This window comes from Lelliottia jeotgali, from assembly GCF_977070485.1.
Genome location: NZ_CDRVFO010000015.1, coordinates 16,839 through 33,354, shown reverse-complemented (window position 1 = coordinate 33,354; position 16,516 = coordinate 16,839). Strand labels below are relative to the sequence as shown.

11 protein-coding genes and 2 pseudogenes are annotated in these 16,516 nt (G+C 57.3%); 10 read left to right on the top strand and 3 right to left on the bottom strand.

What is annotated here, in order from left to right:
• Window positions 1–33 precede the first annotated feature (33 nt).
• A pseudogene (locus ACW4TB_RS20560) lies at window positions 34–819 on the top strand (IS91-like element ISCR8/ISPps1 family transposase); the annotation flags it as partial.
• Between the two features lie 144 nt (window positions 820–963).
• Here ACW4TB_RS20560 and ACW4TB_RS20555 read toward each other — a convergent pair.
• Window positions 964–2,661 (bottom strand): annotated as a pseudogene (locus ACW4TB_RS20555) (Tn3-like element IS1071 family transposase); the annotation flags it as partial.
• Window positions 2,662–3,013: 352 nt separating this feature from the next.
• Window positions 3,014–3,652, bottom strand: a complete 639-nt coding sequence (locus tag ACW4TB_RS20550) for a TetR/AcrR family transcriptional regulator (protein ID WP_121757885.1) — start codon at window positions 3,650–3,652, stop codon at window positions 3,014–3,016.
• A gap of 67 nt (window positions 3,653–3,719) precedes the next feature.
• Between ACW4TB_RS20550 and ACW4TB_RS20545 the strand changes: the two genes are divergently transcribed.
• Together ACW4TB_RS20545 and ACW4TB_RS20540 are read left to right on the top strand one after the other, a co-directional pair.
• Window positions 3,720–5,369: a GMC family oxidoreductase gene (locus ACW4TB_RS20545; protein ID WP_054902275.1), complete on the top strand. Its 1,650-nt coding sequence runs from the start codon at window positions 3,720–3,722 to the stop codon at window positions 5,367–5,369.
• On the top strand, window positions 5,366–7,747 hold the full coding sequence (locus tag ACW4TB_RS20540; protein WP_082422831.1) for an aldehyde dehydrogenase family protein: 2,382 nt from the start codon (window positions 5,366–5,368) through the stop codon (window positions 7,745–7,747). The genes ACW4TB_RS20545 and ACW4TB_RS20540 overlap by 4 nt, the downstream gene beginning before the upstream one ends.
• Before the next feature lie 873 nt (window positions 7,748–8,620).
• Here the strand turns inward: ACW4TB_RS20540 and ACW4TB_RS20535 are convergent.
• Window positions 8,621–9,841 carry a replication initiation protein gene (locus ACW4TB_RS20535; RefSeq protein WP_280093859.1) on the bottom strand — a complete coding sequence of 407 codons (1,221 nt, stop codon included), beginning with the start codon at window positions 9,839–9,841 and terminating at the stop codon, window positions 8,621–8,623.
• An 879-nt stretch (window positions 9,842–10,720) separates the two neighbouring features.
• On the opposite strand from ACW4TB_RS20535, the gene ACW4TB_RS20530 reads away from it, so the two are divergent.
• From ACW4TB_RS20530 to ACW4TB_RS20500, 7 genes are read left to right on the top strand one after another with little or no spacing between them, the layout of a single operon-like run.
• The gene (locus tag ACW4TB_RS20530; RefSeq protein WP_009682434.1) at window positions 10,721–11,470 is read left to right on the top strand and encodes a DotI/IcmL family type IV secretion protein; all 750 of its coding nucleotides are present in this window, start codon (window positions 10,721–10,723) and stop codon (window positions 11,468–11,470) included.
• Window positions 11,471–11,480: 10 nt separating this feature from the next.
• On the top strand, window positions 11,481–12,629 hold the full coding sequence (locus ACW4TB_RS20525) for a DotH/IcmK family type IV secretion protein (protein WP_009682435.1): 1,149 nt from the start codon (window positions 11,481–11,483) through the stop codon (window positions 12,627–12,629).
• 8 nt (window positions 12,630–12,637) lie between these two features.
• A complete protein-coding gene (gene traO / locus ACW4TB_RS20520) occupies window positions 12,638–13,993 on the top strand; it encodes a conjugal transfer protein TraO (protein ID WP_023662978.1) in 1,356 nt (451 codons plus the stop codon).
• Between the two features lie 21 nt (window positions 13,994–14,014).
• Window positions 14,015–14,740: a hypothetical protein gene (locus ACW4TB_RS20515; RefSeq protein WP_009682437.1), complete on the top strand. Its 726-nt coding sequence runs from the start codon at window positions 14,015–14,017 to the stop codon at window positions 14,738–14,740.
• Between the two features lie 10 nt (window positions 14,741–14,750).
• On the top strand, window positions 14,751–15,284 hold the full coding sequence (gene traQ / locus ACW4TB_RS20510; RefSeq protein ID WP_009682438.1) for a conjugal transfer protein TraQ: 534 nt from the start codon (window positions 14,751–14,753) through the stop codon (window positions 15,282–15,284).
• Between the two features lie 19 nt (window positions 15,285–15,303).
• Complete coding sequence (locus ACW4TB_RS20505) at window positions 15,304–15,750, top strand: DUF6750 family protein (RefSeq protein WP_009682439.1); 447 nt, start codon at window positions 15,304–15,306, stop codon at window positions 15,748–15,750.
• A gap of 45 nt (window positions 15,751–15,795) precedes the next feature.
• Window positions 15,796–16,515, top strand: coding sequence for an HNH endonuclease (locus ACW4TB_RS20500; RefSeq protein WP_033690307.1), 720 nt, complete (start codon window positions 15,796–15,798; stop codon window positions 16,513–16,515).
• The last annotated feature ends 1 nt before the right edge of the window (window position 16,516 follow it).

Here is a 16,516-nt window from a genome sequence, read left to right as displayed (position 1 = left end):
CGTTGGTTTTTGGTTCCATTGCTCCCCAAACCCCAGGAAGTGGAGGGCGAGGGCGATGCTGATGCGACCCCTCGAATCTCATCGCCGGGTGTCATCTTTCACGCGGCCACCGGCATCGATGCGGCTACCGTGGCCCCAGTGCAGACCACACTGCAAAAACGCATCCTGCGCGCCTTCGTTGCTCGGGGCCTGCTGGAGAACTGTGACGCCAAAGACATGCTGGGCTACAAACACAGCGGCTTCTCGGTGGATGCGGGGGTGTGCATCGAAGCCCACGACCGCGCTGCGCTGGAGCGGCTGCTGCGCTATTGCGCGCGTCCACCGTTTTCCATGGAGCGCCTACGCAAAGAGGGAAGCAAACTGGTGTACCGCTGTGCCAAACAGCGCAGCGAGCCCACCAGTGACAAGCGTGGTGCCAAGGCAGATGAGCTGCACCTCACACCGCTGGAACTGATCGACCGCATCGCCGCGCTGGTGCCACCGCCACGCACCCACCGGCACCGCTACTTTGGTGTGCTGGCACCAAACTCGCCGCTGAGAGCGGCGGTAACGGCGCTGGCTCAGCCTGCTGCGTCGCAACCAGCCACGGTGGAGACTGCACAACCTGGCGCGGGCGTACCTGGGGTGGCGGCGCCGGGCAACGCGGCCACACCCACACCCGAACCTGAAGCACGCCCGAAGCGAGCGGCGCATTACTTGTGGGCGGTGCTGATTGCCCGCATCTACGAGGCATTTCCGCTGCTGTGCCCCATGTGCGGTGGGCAGATGCGCATCATTGCCTTCATCACCCACAGCGCCGAAATCCGCCACATCCTGAACCGGGGTCTCCTCGTTTTCAGTGCAATAAGTGACGGTACGAAAAGCTAGCACTGGCGCGGAGGTGGTGTTGGTAGATCGTTGATTTCATTGACTTTCCTGTTCACTTTCAAATCTGCGATTCGTGGCGTCAAACCGTGGTCGGTTTCATCCATTGGTGCCAGTTATCGATGCATTTGGCCGCGAAGGCAGGATTTGGTCAGCATAGCGGTCAACCGGGAAGCGAAACACACCCCGCAAGTTGATGCTCTCCAGCCTGGTGGGCGCAATCTTCCCGATCAGTTCCGGTGGAATGACCTGGCGGCGGTTCGACCAGCGATCCAGGACCGCCTGCATCTGTGAGGTATTCCACGCCATCACGATGTTGGCCATCAGGCTCAACGCATCGGCCACAGCCTGCATTTCATCGACACGTTTGGCCTGCGCCGGGCTGATCCGGCCGGTATAAATGGCGCGCTTGAGGGCGTTAACAGCCTCGCCCCGATTGAGCACCCGGCGCAACTCGTTCCTGAAAGCGTCCTTGACAAAGTAGTCAGCCAAAAACGCCGTACGCAGCAACCGCCCCAATTGCACGCCAGCCTCATAGATTGGATCGCCCTGGGCGGCAGAACCGAACCGCGCAAGAGCTGCCACCGCACTGGCATGTCCGCTCATGACCGAGGCTGCCAGGTGCACCAGACTATCCCAATGCTTTTCGATCAAAGCGACGTCGACATTGGCTTCGCACACCGCAGCGATTTCTGCGGGCACTTTGGTGCCGCGTGGCACAAAGAGGTGGCGCTGTTTGAGTTCCTTCAACCGCGGGCAAAGATCAAAACCAAGCAAACGGGCATGTGACATGGCAAAGTCGGTGTAGCCATGGGTATCCACAGCAAGCTGGCTGGTCTCCAGCTTTTCTTGGCGGATGACACCTTCAATGGCCACGCCCGCCTGGCGCTCATTGAGCACAAAGGGCTGCGCATGGAAGATGCCCCACCGGTCTTTTACATGGGAGTAGATTCCAATGGAAGGTGTGTTGCGCCGAGGATCAAGCCGGGCTTGCCACACCCGTTTGGTGGTCTCCATGCTCATCATGTCAGAAGATGCCAAATCGGACCGCCCCCAGGTGGCGGCAATCGGGTGTCGCTGCATGAATTCCAGCACAGCCTGGCAGGCCTGGCTCAGACGCCGTTCGTCCCGCGCCCAGCGCATGGCCTGGCGAATGCTGGTGGCAGACAATTGCGGAATCATGCGCGCGCATTCGACCGCAGTCAGACTGGTGCCGTGGGCCATGATGCCGGCATAGACCATCAGCAGCTCGTCGGTAGAGCGCGGCTCACGTCCGAGCATGATCCAGCTAAAGCGCACCTGGGCGTCAACGGCCAGAATCACTTCCGGCAATTGAACCTCACCGATGCGGTGATCCAAAGCCGCGCGCAGCTTGGTCACTTCTGGGTCTTCGTCCTCTGCGGGCAATGGCGACAAATGGAGTTCATCATCCACGCGCAGTACGCCACTGCGGGCTGCAGCGGCCACCGCATCGACACCGGCAGTTACTCTGGCCAGCAAAGGCTTCAAGAAAGTGGCAGCCTTGCTGGGTAACGATAGACGGGCATAGTGTTTCTTGGACTCTGCCTGCCAACGCTCGTCCGTGAAGAACAAGCGCGCACGACCCCGAAAGCTCAGGCTGTGCTCAATCCAGACCGAGCCATTGCGCACCGCGCGGCGCAGGGCAAACAGGGTGGCCACCTCCAACGCCTGAAACGCCCGTTCCCGGTCTGGGCTGGAGATCGAAACCTGCCAGATCATTCCCAGACTTGGTGCCACCACTTCAACTGGCAGCTTTCTGGATCCTTTGAGATATAAAGGGGTCGCCTCAGAGAACGGAAAATAAAGCACGCTAAGCTAGTTGCAACGGTCGTCGTAGTGGCCTGAACTGCCCGCGCCGATCTGGGTGCTGCTGCGCCTCCATAGGAGGCTTCTTCGCACGCCGCAGCGGTGATGGTCGGGAGTGCTGGTGGCTCGAGGTTCTGGGCAAAGGTGCTAAGACCTGACCGATGCCAGCCGCCAGCGAGTTGGTCGATGAACTGATGCGGTACCGGCGATTACAGCAAAGTCTCTGCGGCAATCGCTCCAGTCCGCGTTTCGTAGCGGTGCACGCTGCTGGTTGCCGTCGACTGGCGAGGGGCATCATGCGTACCTGGCCGGTACACCATGATCATGATTGGTCGGGCTCGAATGTTCCTGGCAACACAAAGCAAGCTTTCCATTGCGTCACTATTTCGCGGTGCGCAGTCATGTCGGTGACGCCGTGTTGCCCGAAGTCACCGCGAGCTACAGCGTCTGCAAGACCATCAATGACGTACATCCGGACGTGAAGTTCTTCCAAGGAACAGGTTTCCAAGCCTGCCATTGCGGCATATCCCGTGGCCGCTTCGACCGCAAGCCGACGGACCGTCACCTTTGCCTCTCGAACCGTAGGCTCAGTGCTCTGAAGTACGGTCGCGTGGGACCGCAGCACGACCAGGTGGCGACGGCTTTCAATGAGTGCCTGCGCGAACCGTGCTGCTACGTCGTCAAGAGCGGTCCCCGCTTGCAGATAAGACAAGCAGGCATCTCCGAGCTGCTGCGCCTCAGCCACTGCCAGCCGCTCAAAGGCTGCGGCAAAGACTTCGGTCTTGTTCCTGAAGTGCTTGTAGAAGGTGGCGGGTGCCAAGCCCCCGCGTCTGGCGATCTTGTTGGTATCGGTCTCAAAGTAGCCGACCTCCACCAGCTCCTCACAGGCTGCATCAAGCAGTCGTTCCCGTGTGGCACGGTTGGCAGCGACATTGACAGGGTGGTTCCGAAGACGAGGCATAGATGCATTGTACCTCAATTGGTGATAAACTTATCGCCAATAAAAGTCTTTGGCAAGGAGTGCATTCGTGACGACGCCTGGTGAGTTTGATTTCGTTGTGATCGGCTCAGGCTTTGGCGGCAGCGTTTCTGCGCTTCGCTTGGCCGAGAAGGGTTACCGCGTTGCAGTGCTGGAGCAGGGGCGGCGCTGGACTCCTGAAGATCTGCCTCGAACCAATTGGAATCTCGCCCGATGGGTTTGGCGTCCCGCCTTGGGCCTGCGCGGGTTCTTCAACATGCGCTTCTTTCGGCATGTGGTCGTGCTTCATGGCTGCGCGGTGGGTGGTGGGTCAATCACCTACGGCAACACATTGCTAGTTCCCCCTGAGCATGTTTGGCAGCAAGGCAGTTGGGCGGGACTGGGCGAATGGCAAAAGGAGATGCCCGCCCACTATGAATGCGCCAAGCGCATGTTGGGTGTGACCGTCAACCGACGTTTGGGGCCCGTCGACCATCGACTGCAGGAAATGGCCAAGGTGGTCGGTGCCGAATCGACGTTCTATCCCACTGACGTGGGGGTCTTCTTTGGCCCAGAAGGCGCCACGCCAGGGACAAGTCATGACGATCCCTACTTTGGCGGAGAGGGCCCATCACGTAAATCGTGCATCGGGTGCGGCGGATGCATGGTGGGATGCCCACACGACGCCAAGAACACGCTGGACAAAAACTACCTATTTCTGGCCGAGCGACGCGGCGCAAAGGTCTTCCCAGAAACCAAGGTCGTCGATGTTCGACCAGCCGGGAATAAAGACGGCACCGATGGCTACATCATCGAAACCGTTTCCACGGCCGTCGGTGGCAAAAAGCAGCGCAAACAGATGCGCGCTCGAGGTATCGTCTTTGCGGCCTCGTCACTGGGTACGCAAGAATTGCTGTTCCAGCTGAGAGAGTGCGGTTCGTTGCCTGCCATTTCGCTGGCTTTGGGACAACGGGTGAGAACGAATGCAGAGTCGCTCATCGCAGTGCGATTCCCGGGCTCGAAGCTTGACCTCTCGGAGGGCATTGGCATCGGATCAGGCCTCCACATCGACGCGCACACGCATATCGAAGCAGTACGCTACCCCAAAGGGTCTGATTCCATGGGCTTGATGACCACGGTCATGACATTGGGGCGTCCGGGATGGACACGGGTATTCACTTGGATTGGCACCCTCGCCAAGCAATTGCTCACCCATCCAGTGACCACGTTACGGGCGATGTCGCCCTTCGGCTTCGCTCGCGAGACCATGATCTTTCTTTGCATGCAAACGCTGGACGGGCATTTGACGATGCGGTGGGAGCGACCATGGTTCTGGCCGTTCAAGAAGACGCTCATGACGCACGGGCAGCCCATACCGACGTTCATCCCTGCCGCCAATGACTTTGCCGTGAAGGCTGCCCGCGCCACTGGCGGCATCGCGCAAACAACCCTCTCCGAAATCCTGCTCAACGTTCCCATGACTGCGCACTGCATGGGCGGTGCAGCCATGGGACGAAACGCCGCTGAAGGCGTGTGCGACGGTCAAAACCGCGTGTTTGGCTACCGCAACATGTATGTCTGCGATGGATCGATGCTGGGAGCCAATCTAGGCGTAAACCCGAGTCTGACCATTACCGCGCTCACCGAGCGTGCAATGTCAAAAATCCCTGACGCGCAGCATCAGGACTGGAACGCCATTGGAATGGAGAACGCCACATGAACAATCTGCACGACCTCTTTCAACGGCAACGGCACGCCTCGCGTGAAAACGTGCTTGACTACGCCCAACGCATGGCAGCGTTGGGCGGGCTTCTTAACGCAATCCTTGCCAATGAGCGGGCACTTGTCGACGCGCTGCACCAGGACTTCGGCCGTCGCCCAACGCAGGAAACCCGTCTTCTGGAAATCATGCCGGTCGTCGACGAAATTCGCTATATCCGCCGCCATTTCCACAAGTGGATGAAGCCCCGGCGTGCCAGCGTGAACTGGCAATTTTTGCCCAGCAAAGCCAGGGTGGTGTATCAGCCTTTGGGGGTGGTCGGTGTCATAGGCGCATGGAACTACCCGGTGATGCTGACGCTCTCGCCATTGGCCAACGCGTTGGCTGCGGGCAACCGGGTGATCGTCAAACCTAGCGAACTGGCCCCTGCCACCGCAGACGTCATCCACAGAATGATCCAGCAGTGTTTTGCGAACGATCATGTCGCCGTCGTGACCGGGGGATCTGACCTCGCAGCGGCGTTTGCTGCATTGCCCTTTGACCACATCCTCTTCACGGGGTCAACACGGGTGGGCACTTTGGTGGCGCAAGCGGCGGCGGCCAACCTGACGCCTGTCACCTTGGAATTGGGAGGCAAGTCTCCGGCGTTGGTGCACGAATCGTTTTCCACGGCAGTGGCTGCCGACCGAATCTGCTCCGCGAAGTTCTGGAATGCGGGCCAAACCTGTGTGGCGCCAGATTACGTCCTGGTGCATGAACATCAGCTTGAAGCATTTCAAGCGGAGGCTGCCAAGGTGGCGTTCCGCCGTCATGCCAACCCCGTTTCGAGTGCCGATTACGCATGGATGGTGAATCAAGCAGGGTACGACAGGATGCAGGCGCTTCTGCAGGATGCTCTTGACAAGGGGGCGACTGTCGTACCTCTCGTTCAGAACGAAGAGACACGTCCTGCGGGAAATCGCGCTTTCGCACCAGTCATTGTGGTTGGGGTTACGGACACCATGCGAGTGATGCAGGAGGAAATATTTGGTCCGATCTTGCCAGTGCTTACCTACCGAACGATGGAGGATGCCATCAAGTGGGTCAACGACAGGCCCAGGCCATTGGCGCTGTATTATTTTGATCATGATCGGCGCCGCATCGCCAGCGTAATTGATCGAACGGTGTCTGGCGGTGTCACTGTCAATGACTGCATTTATCACCTGGCGCAGCATGACCTACCGTTTGGCGGAATCGGGCCAAGCGGACAGGGTGCGTACCACGGTTTTGATGGCTTCGTCACCTTTTCCAAGAAAAAGGGAGTTCTTCTGCAGAGCGATCTGACGGCAAACATTTTTGGAAAACTGACCAAGCCGCCCTATACCAAGTGGACGGATCGCATGGCGACACTCCTCATAGGCAAGTCCGTGAAACATCCATCGCCAGTGTCCAGGCGAGTCATCAAGATCACAGCCGCCTTGCTGGTCGTCGGAGCTATTGGCATCGCTTCCGTCTGGGCACCAGACCGTCCCGTTGAAGAACTCATTCCTACCTTGGGACCTGCGCCATCACAGTTCATGGATGTGGATGGAATGAAAGCACACGTCAGAGACGAAGGGCCAAGCGACGATTCCGAGCCCATCGTGCTTTTACACGGCACTTCCTCCAGCCTCCATACCTGGGATGGTTGGGTGTCTCAATTGAAGTCGCAGCGCCGCGTGATCCGAGTAGACCTACCGGGCTTCGGTCTCACGGGGCCGAACCCCAATGGCAAGTACGACATTGAGACTTACTCTCATTTTGTGGCATCACTGATGAGTCAGTTGCATGTGCAGCATGCGGTGCTGGTGGGTAATTCGCTGGGGGGTTATGTGGCGTGGAAGACAGCCGTGGACTACCCGAGCAGAATCACGAAATTGATTCTGATTGATGCCGCTGGCTACAAATACGAGTCGCAATCGGTTCCCCTCGGCTTCAGGCTGGCTCGCATCCCACTCCTCAGTCCAGTCATCTCCCATATATTGCCAAAGAGCATCGTCGCCAACAGCGTACGCAATGTGTACGGTGACCCGTCAAAAGTGACGCCTGCGTTGATTGAACGCTACTACGAGACCACGTTACGCGCGGGCAATCGAGAGGCTGTTGTTGCCCGTTTCAACCAGATGAAGGGCGGCGAATTCGAGCGAGAGATCAAGGAGGTAAAACAACCGACTTTGATCATCTGGGGCGGAAAGGACAGGCTGATACCACTTGAGTATGCCGAACGTTTCCATCATGACATTCCTGGCAGCACGGTCATGTTCTTCAACGGGCTCGGTCATGTCCCTCAGGAAGAGGCCCCGCTGGAAACCGTCAAGGTTGCCCAAGAGTTCCTCACTATGAAGCCAGCCGCGAAATGACTAACTGGCACTCAAAAGTAGCCCTCACCAGGACTTCGAGCAACTGACACTCATGGCAGTCAGCAATGAGCAAATTTTACAATCCACATAGTGTCAGCTTGACCTATACCCCATTCGGACACCGACTACACAACCTAAGGGCTTGCAGGCTGTCAGCAGGGCTTATCGTACGATTTTTTCCGTTTTCTCTATGCCCCCCTCCTAAGAAGAAAGCCCAGCTTACGTGTGCTGAAACACTGCTCCCCTCTGATCTCAGACACACGGCGGATAGGCGGGGCGAGCCGATACCTGGGCGGCAACGGGGCTAATGCCCGCGTAGAGGGTTCTGGGAATGGAGATAGGTGCAGGGGGAGGCAACAACGTGATGATCAAGCTAGTCGTCGCAACGGCCAGCATGAGCAGTTGAATGATTCGGTCGTACATGTGAAGGCACTCCTGGGCCTGGAAGGTGACTGGAAGCTTGCCGTCACGACCGATTCGAAATCCTCTTGGGTTATTTCCGCTCGAATCTGATTCGTCACGACGCCGGCCACGTCAATGATCATCCGCCCAAGAACCCACACATTCCGCAAGGTTTCCGATTAACCACGCTGTCCGTGATCGAGGCAGCAACCTGGCAATCCCTGACAAATGCCAGCTCAAAGTCCATCTCAGAAATAAAGAGGGCGCTCTACGCTGCAATCTGAGCGATTCGTAAGGGTGAGATGCACCAGATTCCACGTAGGAGCACGCCCATTAACAAGAGCGGCACCGCACCTAACGGAGATATTCAAGGATGGAATGAAGGTGGCACGGAGGAGAGCAGGTTATGTAGAGCAGGCTGGAGGTTCAGTGTGTCGAATCACTCCCCATGCACACCCACCATCTGAATAACTAATCAGGCAAAGGCGGAAGCAAAGCAGCCCCGGTAGGGGCAGGTACCTGATATACAGCATCCTTTACACCAGGTTTAATTGGCTCAGCCCCATGGTTTGGACCGGCTGGTTGTGCTGCTGGGGTGGTCTGGGGGGTCTCCTTAGGGCGAAGGGGAACAACCGACGGCGACTGTGCTTCTGTGATGACCGCCTTGTACTTGGCCACGGTTTGGCGAGAGACGCCTGCAGTCAGGGCGATAGCGGTGTAGGTAAGATGAGACCCTTTAGCGATCAACTGCCGGCAAGCCCCACGGATCTTGTTTGCGGTCTGGTTTTGCCTGACTGCATGGGTCCGTTTGGCGGCGAGGCTCTGGCGCTCCTCGAGTGGCAGCGATCGATCAAGCTCCATCACACCACGGTGATAGTCACCACTTCCGCGGTAATGGGACCAGGTCCATCGGGCAATCGATTTAGCCGTGGCGCGCACTGATGACAAGGGCAGGTCGTTGCAACGTTCTCGCGTGCGAAAACGGTTGTCGTTGTGACATTGCGCAAGGACCCGAGAGTAAAACGACTCGAAGTAACCTCCAGCTCGCTCAGCATTGACGATGCTGTATGCGTAGAAACGGACACGTTCGAACAAGGTGCAATGCCTGGAGTGGGACACTGCATCCATGTCGGGTCCTTTGGACCACAAAGGCATCGGCCTGGCCAAGTCGAGTTCTTCAGCCAGATCGCCCAAGTCGTAGACATGATTGTGCAGCTCGGTGGTGATCCACCAAGGATGACCTGGTGTCTTGGCAACTGGACCACTGTGGTAATCGGGGTCAGCCTTGAGCAGTGCGGCCATGCTGTCGTAGACAGCCTTCATGTACAGGATCGGCTTTTCACGGGCTCGCTCGGTGGTACACACCGGAGCAATCGCATAATAGAGGTGCGAGTTGCCTGAGTTTCGGTTACGGACAATGAAGTTGGGGGGGGGAAGCCCATGCTCCTCCCAAATCAGGGAGTTGGTATGGTCGAGATCGAAAACGAGCCATGACACACGGCCAGGACGATTCACCTGCATGTAGGGGTAGCGGATCGCGTATTCACGCGGCCGTACTCTCATCGCCGTTTTATTGTCACTGCAGCGTGCGAGATAAGAAGCCTCTTCGAGGATACGGCTCATCGCTGACGCCGGCTGGTAATAACCCGGGTGCGCAGGCGCCGTCGAAGCTGCCGTGATGAGGTTGCTCACAAGCAGGCCTCAATGAAGAAGCTGACAAATTCAGGGCGAATTAACCCGTGCCGCGTATTGCGCAGCAGAGTGCAGGTGTCCATACTCGAATTACCTGAAAGGGGCCCTCACGTCATCGATCTGCCAGGACCAGATGTGTGGGCTCTTTTTTTTTGCCCGGCAACGGTGGCCGGATCCCTCTTTTAATCGCTCGACCTTTCGATAAAACCTTCCTAAAAAGTGGCATTCGTTGAGCAAGTTTTGGCGAAGGCTAGAGGCTCAGTTTCGCCCCGTCAACCCGCTGAAACCCGCGTATTTACTGGGTTCCCTCCAAATTTCAGAACCGTTTTTCTAATTAGAATGGGCTGCGTTGTCTAAGCGGGTAGCCGCATTGATCCCGAACCCCCTCCCCACGACTGCCCTTGTATGTCGGGGGATCCGAACGCTTCGTACGTCGGTGAAATACGAAATTTCGCATCGGCGATATACGACGTAACTGTCGGTGATGTACGAACCGAAAAATCGGCGATATACGAGCCACAGCAAGTGAAAAAAAACAGCATCGGCGATATACGACTGGCATCGGTGATGTACGAATGCAGGCCACTGCCCCAGGGCGGGTTTTGATCACCCGAAATTTGACCTGCAAGCCCCTGTTTTGGGGGGGTTGAAGGCCAAATCCTGCGCACATTTCATCGGTGAAATACGACCCATACCAGAAAATATCGGTGAAGTACGAGTCGTAATGAAATCACAATGCCATTACTGGCAATTTCGTATTGTAGGTATGCCGTAAAACTAGAAAGCATACGGCCCCCGTTATTACGGGTCAGGCAAAAAGTTTTTTTGTGTTGACCGATTCCGCATCATGGTTAGAATACGGAAAACGGAGGGCCAGACATGACCAACATCAGGGACGCAGCAGCGCCGCATCTCGAACATCCTGGATCGAGGGAGGATCTCGGACGTGCAGCATACGAACAAGAGCTGATAGAAATCGCTGAAAAACTGCATCAAAACCAGGATGCAGTCGATCCAGTTGCACGTGATCTGGAAGATCGCAAGCAGTTGGCCAGCCATACGTCCAGCATCGTCAAATCAAACCTGGTCCTGTCTTGGGGACTTGCAATTTCGATAGGCCTGAACTGTGTGTTCGGCTGGTTTGTGATGCACCCCCACTACGTGTACTTCGCAGCCGACGGCCTCCGGATCGTCAGGCTGGTTCCTCTTGAAGAGCCGTACATCACCGACGCCGAGGCGATTCAATTCGCACGGGATGCGCTGAACCGCTCGATGACGATCAACTTCACCGACTACAGGCAACAGCTTGAAGACGTACGTGGCGATTGGACCAAGCGCGGGTTTGCACAGTATTTGGAGCAGCTGCAGTCAGCAGGCTACCTGGACCTCGTTAAATCCAAGCGCATGAACATGACGGTTACCACTGAAACCGGCGTGCTAGTGAAATCCGAGATTGTTGACGGTGTTTTCGTCCGCCATATCGAAGTTCCGATCGAGATCAAGCTGGTCGGCCAAACCACCGACCTTCAACCCAAGCGATTCATCGCCAAAGTGCCTGTCGCACGTATTCCCACACTGGATTCCATCGTGGGCGTAGGGCTGGACGGCATTGTCACCACGCCCCGGTAAGGAGGAACCCATGATGATGAAATCAGTCTTCGTCGCGTCAGTCTTGACGCTAGCGATCGGCACGGCTAAGGCAGAGCAACAAGGCAATGGTGCGCAAGCCCAACCTCAAGGCCAACCCACGCAAGGCCAACAGCAGCCCATTCAAGCGCCGAACGGGGGGCAATGGGTCCGGGTTGAAGGTCCTAGCAGGCAGTCGGGCTTTCCCGCCGCGCCAGGTGCTCCACAGCCTGGCGTGAATCCTCAGATGCAGAATGCTTTCCCACAGACCAACTACGGGCCAGCAAATTACGCCGTGGCAGGGCAACCCGCTGGAGATCCTCAACAGCAAAACGGTACAGCTCCACTGCCTCCCCTGAACCCGCCTGAAAATGATCATTTCGACGAGGCGATGGAGGTCGCTCAGCCATTCACCCCTGAGCAAATCAAGCAAATGCGTCAGGCGTTGGAGAACACGCGAAAGGCGAAGGCCTGGCAGCCAGTACGGGGAATCCCCCGTATTTCCAGCGTATCGGTTGATTTGAGCCCTGGCGCGTCGATGCCTGTGTTGCGCGTGGTTCCCGGTGAGCTGTCCAACCTCATCGTGCTGGACTCAACGGGAGCTCCGTGGCCGCTGGCCGCTACGCCTCGTGTTTCCAACCCCGATCTCTATAGCGCGGAATGGCTGCAGGGTACCCATACAGTAGTGGTGTCGACTCCATCGGCTTACGAGACCGGCAGCCTAGCTCTGTACTTGGAAGGGGCTACAACACCGGTGATCGTCAAAATCGTCAGTGGCGAACCCGATGGGAAGAAGGACCGAGCCCGTGTGTATGACGCTCGGCTTGATCTGCGTGTTCCAGGCCGTGGCCCGCTGGCCAAGGCGGCTGTGATGGGCCCGGGGAAGATTGCCCTCTACGACGACCTCCTGCAGGCCTTTCTGGATGGGATTCCACCAAAAGACGCCAAACAGGTGAAGGCGCAAGGCGCAGTGCCTTCGCATACCCAGATCTGGCAATACGACGGAAATCTCTACGTCCGTACTCGCCAGGATTTTCAAACTGCATTCGATAACACCCTCGCTGCCGGCGACGGTACTCGTGTGTACCGCTTACCCGTGACTCCCTTCATCACCCTCTCCCAGATGGGTCAAAAAGTCACCCTCCAACTCGACATTTACTGAGGTAGCGCATGAGCACTCAAGCTGACATTGGAAGGCAGACCAAGGTAACCATCCTCGCGGCAGTAATTGCTGTCGCAGCCCTCGGCTATGCCGGTTACACCTGGCTCAATAGCCGCCATCAAACCAGCTCCAACCTCGGGGTAATCAACGGTGATGGCAAGGGGGGCACCACTGAAGAGAGTGAGGCCTATCGCCGGGTCTTGGAGAAATACAACCACAACAACGCCAAGCAGGCAGAGTCCAACGGGCAGTCCTACATGTCCGTCATGTCAACCGCCCAAGCGAACCCTGCGGGAACTGCGGATAAGGCAGGTTCGGGCCAGCAGCAGCCTCAGGTCAACTATTACTACCAAGCCGCGGCACAGCCCCAACAGCCCGTCGAGCGCAACAAAGAAATGGACAAGCTTGTCGCGAATCAGGTGGGTGCCTTCATGACCGGCTGGACGGTGAAAACCCATGGGACCGGCACCACGACCCAGGAACAGGCGTACTCGCAGTCTATCAAACCCGCGTCCCTGACTAGCGCAGGAGGTGCTGCTGGTACCGCGAGCACTGCGCAATCTACGAACTCGCGTGCTGGCAAGGCACAGGACCAGGTTGTCGTGGACGGTTTCTTCCTCACGCCTGCGCTGCTTAAAACCGAGCTCGACACTGACGAAAACTCGATGGTTACAGCTGAGATCCCGGGTGGCCGACTCGCAGGCGCCAGGGTGTTCGCGATGGGCTACAAGCGCCTCAACGAAACCATTGATATGACCTTTACCTACATGGAGTGGAAGGGCCGTAGCTACAAGATCACAGCCAAAGCGGTTGATCCTGAAAGCATGCGTACGGCGCTGTCGGGTGATGTGAACAACCGCTATTTCAGCCGAATCATTCTCCCTGCCCTGGCTCTGGCGATCGGCAAAACTGGTCAGCTGTACGAGCGCTCCGCCTCGGAGAACATCATCACGAGCGAAGGCGCCGTGATTCAGACATATCCAACGACGCCTAGTGGTCAAGCCGTCGCGGGCACCTTTGCCGGCGGTATCGGCCAACAGGCCGGGCAGGTGCTGGCCAATGACGCCGCCAACATGCCGCAGAAACAAGTGATCCGTCCAATCAACTCCACGATCGGTGTTCAATTCGTTGGACCAGTGCTGGCCAGTGACCAGTTAGAAAAGGACGCGCTGATGGCGAACCAGAAAGCCGAGCTGAATACCCTCGGCCAACCAGGTGGCCAGCCTCAGCAGCAGTATCGCCTCTCACCAAATGCCGCAGGTGCTACTAACTCGAACGGGTTCGGTGGGTACCAGGGTGTCTCGCCAGGATATGGCCAGCAGTACATGGGCCAGCCAACCATCGTCGATCCCACTCGCTACTGAGTTAGGGCAGAGGACTTTCACATGACTACACAAGCAGCGGAAGAGTTGGACATTTTCAAAACTGGCGCTCAGTCGGGTAAACCGGTTGAGGCGCCGAAAGCCGAAGAGCCGTCAAAGAAAACATCTCCAGCTAACGCGATCCAGGGCGACCGCAAGAAGCGCATCTTCAATTTCGTCAACCGGATTGAGGGCTGGCATTTCTTGGTACTGGCAGTAGTGCTGGCAGTCCTCTTCGTGATGGTGCCCAAGCTGTTTCCGAAACATCAAACCAGCGCGCAACAGCAGCCCACTCCAGTGCAACAAGCCGCTGTGAACAACGTTTTGACGGCCCCTGAACCGGAGCCTCAAGAGGCAGTGGTACCGGCAGCGAGTCCGGAACAGTCCGCTCTATCTGCCGAACAACTGAAAGGCCTCAATGAGCAAGTGGGGAGCCTGAGCGGTGTAGTGGTCGGTCTGCAAAAAACCATCAGCGAATTAGAAGCAAAGGTCGCTCTTCTCGAATCGGACAAAGCTGATGCGGGCAAGAAAGTTGTCCATTCCCCCGCTGTACGCCGTCAAGCTCAGGTGAGCCAACCATCGGCAATGGCTGGCTACACCCTGAATACCGTTTACTCAGACCAAGCCTGGATTCAGCACGGAGAAAAAACTTTCGTAGTCCAGGTAGGCGATCTCGTAGACGGCGTGAAGATCACGGGGATTGACCCTGTGGCACGTCGAGTCACCACTTCTCGTGGCGTGATCCGCTAAGGAACCGAATATGGATCTGGCAAGCATGATCATCTCGGCGGCCAACTCATTGGTCGCCGTTCTGTGGGGGTTGCTCTGGTCCTTGAGCGCTCTCGCCGGGATGGTTTACGCCGGGACCGTGCTGCGTCGGATGCAGCTTGCCACCATTGAACCTGGCCACCGTCCAATCACGCTCGGCAGCACATTCGCAGTGCTCGTGATTGGCGCTGCTCTGTTCAACATGTCCGGGATGATCAGCACAACTTGGACGAGCTTTGGTAGCGGCTCTACCACCTACGGGGCCATTTCCTACAGCGGAGCCGATAGCTTTGGCAGGTTTAAGGATGCTGTAAACGCGGTGCTGACCCTTGCTTCATTTGCAGGCGGTTGCTTCTTCTTCAAAGGGCTGCTGCTGATGAAGAAAGCAGCACTAGAGGGAGAAAGCTCACAGGGGGGCGACGACGCCATTTGGCGCGGCCTAACCCACATGATTTTCGGCGCTGCGTTGACACATGTCGACAAGGTGATCGAGGCCTTCCAGGCCACCTTCCAACTCTACTGGTAACAAAACAAGGAGCGTCATCATGAAATTTAACCCTATCGAGTTTGCAGTTGATGCTGTGCGTCGTGGCCATATCCGCCTGTTGACCAAAGCTGAGGAATACAAAGCCAACCCCATGCAGCGCGGCCTCATGCTCATGACTGCCGGCCTCACCATGTCAACGTTGCTGGTCACCAAAACCGCTTATGCCGACGGTCTCGCCGGTATGGCTGAGAAGGGCAGTGAACAGGGCGACTCCATCAAAGAGAGCCTTGGTCCAATTTTCCTGGCGCTTGGGTTCGCCGGCGCTGCTTTCGGTGGCATGAACATGTGGAAGAAAACCAACGACGAGAACTCGCGAATTACTGGCAAGCAGATCTGGGGCCCGATGCTCGCCGGGGCAGCGCTGGGCGGCACTGGTTTCATGATGACCACTGCCGGCGAGACAGTGGGTATCAGCGGTAGCGAGTTCGGCAAAGTTCCTAACTGATCAAGACCACTTGGCAGCCTGAAACATGGCTGCCTTGGAGACTGCATGAGCGACGTGAAACAGGATCAGACAGTACCGGTATCGGGGCTTGGCCAAAACTTCGAGAAACCCGTTCTTCCGCTGATGGCCATGGCCACGAAAGCGCGGGTTTGGGGGGATGCCACTCCAAATGCGATCGAGCCCAACCCGGAGCAACTGACGGCCGAAATGCGGGCGACCATTACCCGTCAGGCGCAGGGGCAGTGCTATTTCTGCGGTGTACGCGCTCGTGCCGGTCATGTTCACAACATTAACCATAACCATCAGGATCTGCGGCCGGAAAATCTCCGGCTTGTAGATCCGCTGTGTCATGGGTGGCAGCACCTGGGTGAAATCGACGACGGCCAAGCCTTCATCGCCTACCTCCCGGGCTTGTCTCCCCAGGATGCGAATCATCTGCAGCGAGCCACCATGATCGCCTTGGAAACCGGGGACGAACAAACGAAGGCGGACGCGAAGAAAATCCTCAACTGGATGGCTTCCCATCGGGAATACACCGAAAAGGCCTGGGGCACTCACTCGCCCAAAATTTTCGCTGAGGCGATGACTCGCCTCGGCAAGGTTGACGCCGATGTTAACTCCCTCGTTTTCCAAGGGTTGAGCGTCATTTTCAATCCCGCTCAGTTCAGCCAGGTCGTTAAGGGTTGGGCACAGGATGCGTATGGCGCAGCTCCCACTTCTACGTGGGCCCAAGTACATCACGATGTGATGAACGCGCCGAGCTAAG

Coding starts and splice junctions, on each gene's coding strand:
- ACW4TB_RS20550 (WP_121757885.1), bottom strand. CDS start 3,652: ATGCCTCGTCTTCGGAACCACCCTGTCAATGTCGCTGCCAACCGTGCC.
- ACW4TB_RS20540 (WP_082422831.1), top strand. CDS start 5,366: ATGAACAATCTGCACGACCTCTTTCAACGGCAACGGCACGCCTCGCGT.
- ACW4TB_RS20530 (WP_009682434.1), top strand. CDS start 10,721: ATGACCAACATCAGGGACGCAGCAGCGCCGCATCTCGAACATCCTGGA.
- ACW4TB_RS20525 (WP_009682435.1), top strand. CDS start 11,481: ATGATGATGAAATCAGTCTTCGTCGCGTCAGTCTTGACGCTAGCGATC.
- traO (WP_023662978.1), top strand. CDS start 12,638: ATGAGCACTCAAGCTGACATTGGAAGGCAGACCAAGGTAACCATCCTC.
- ACW4TB_RS20515 (WP_009682437.1), top strand. CDS start 14,015: ATGACTACACAAGCAGCGGAAGAGTTGGACATTTTCAAAACTGGCGCT.
- traQ (WP_009682438.1), top strand. CDS start 14,751: ATGGATCTGGCAAGCATGATCATCTCGGCGGCCAACTCATTGGTCGCC.
- ACW4TB_RS20505 (WP_009682439.1), top strand. CDS start 15,304: ATGAAATTTAACCCTATCGAGTTTGCAGTTGATGCTGTGCGTCGTGGC.
- ACW4TB_RS20500 (WP_033690307.1), top strand. CDS start 15,796: ATGAGCGACGTGAAACAGGATCAGACAGTACCGGTATCGGGGCTTGGC.